Source organism: Bacillus sp. C30, assembly GCF_040838255.1.
Lineage (GTDB): Bacteria > Bacillota > Bacilli > Bacillales > Bacillaceae_G > Bacillus_A > Bacillus_A mycoides.
The window spans coordinates 1-1517 of record NZ_JBFPJH010000573.1 but is presented as its reverse complement, the minus strand read 5'-3'; the positions used below and the strand labels follow the sequence as shown (position 1 = coordinate 1517).

General features: G+C 30.5%; 1 protein-coding gene. It reads right to left on the bottom strand.

Features of this window, described 5'->3' with window-relative positions; all coding sequences use genetic code 11:
- Window positions 1-282 precede the first annotated feature (282 nt).
- A complete protein-coding gene (locus AB3X49_RS22985) occupies window positions 283-1260 on the bottom strand; it encodes a Replicase RepFR55 (protein ID WP_367964962.1) in 978 nt (325 codons plus the stop codon).
- Between the last annotated feature and the right edge of the window lie 257 nt (window positions 1261-1517).

Here is a 1517-nt window from a genome sequence, read left to right as displayed (position 1 = left end):
CCTTTACGCTTACTCTAGCAAGCGATTTAAGATTTTCACTTAGTAAATTTCAAAGTTAATTGGTTAGTAAAAAAGAGAATATTCAGATTTTTACAAAGGGTAAATTTTGGAGGTCAAAAGTGCAGATAACAATATAAATTTATAGAATATGAGCAATATTGTTTGAGGATTTTAAGTAGGAAGATGATGGAATAGGTTCTAACAGATAAAAAGATACGACAAATAGCCTTGCTATATAAGGATTTTTTAAGCAAGGCTAGGTTATATTGTATTTTTTAAAAATTAATTGTTCTCTTCGAAAAATTTATAAATAATTAATTTACTATCATTTTTTTTACCAAAGAGTGAAATTTTCTTTTGAGCATCACGTTTTCTACGAGCTTGATAAAATTTGAGTTTTTGACCAAACATTTTTATAAAGTGAGCAGGAGCGCTATTTTCAGCTTTATTACTGTCAAACCATTCGACAGATTCCTTAAAAGCCCACTCTGCAGATGTGTTCATACTATCCATGTCAGGGGGCAACCTTAATGCAATTGTGTACGCATCATTTTCAGATAGGTATGTTACCCCTTGACTTAAAATGTAGTGATATCCTTTTTTCTGATCGTCACTCAAATAATCGTTTAAGTCTTGTAATCTATTGTATTTTTCTTTTGTCTCATGATTCGCAGCAGGTTTTGATTGTTCTTCAATGTTGAAAAGATCTAGGGAAGACGAAGTTTCTAACTTGTTTTTTTGCATATCATCATGATCTGTCACACCATTTTTTTTACTAATCTGGTTCTTTAAAAATCTAGTGAAAGTAGAGCAAACATCAATTGCTAAAGCCCATTTTACCTTGAAGTATTCAATGATTTTTAAATAGTTATTATGTATTGTTAAGATGTAAATGGAAGGGGCGATCTTTCCATGCCGTCTTACCTTTATTTGTTGGCATACTCCTAAATCTTGTAACCAATTTAACACGTAATTAATAATTGGTTTAGAAATACCAGATTTTTTGCAAATACGAACTTGCCTTACTTGGGCATAACCTTCTTGTACTAAATAAGATAAAACAGTCTCAAAGGCTTCATATTGTCTTTTGGTAAGGTAATCTTTTGTGGTAACACCTTCATCTTCAAGAACAATATTATCAATATAAGTAGTAACTTTCTTAATTGCTTGATTAATAGTTCCTGGTGTTTTGGACAAGTGTTTAATTCGAGGACTTAATTCAGCTTTTGCTCGACTAAGCAAAAAGTTATGCAATAACACGGAAAAACCTCCTATTTTTTTCCACCACAAATAAAGAGAAAAATGCTGGAAAAGTAGAGGTTTTTATTCACATTATATTTTTTACATGCTATAATAAATATGTAGAAAATACAATTATAAATAAGCCCCCTACTCTGATTGAGTTTTTAATTGGTTCACCGGCCAAAGTGATTTGCCAATTAAAAACAGGTTGTGGTAGGGTTTATTTTTTTTGTTTTTTGTAACTTTAATAAGGTTATATTTCTTTATATGTCCTA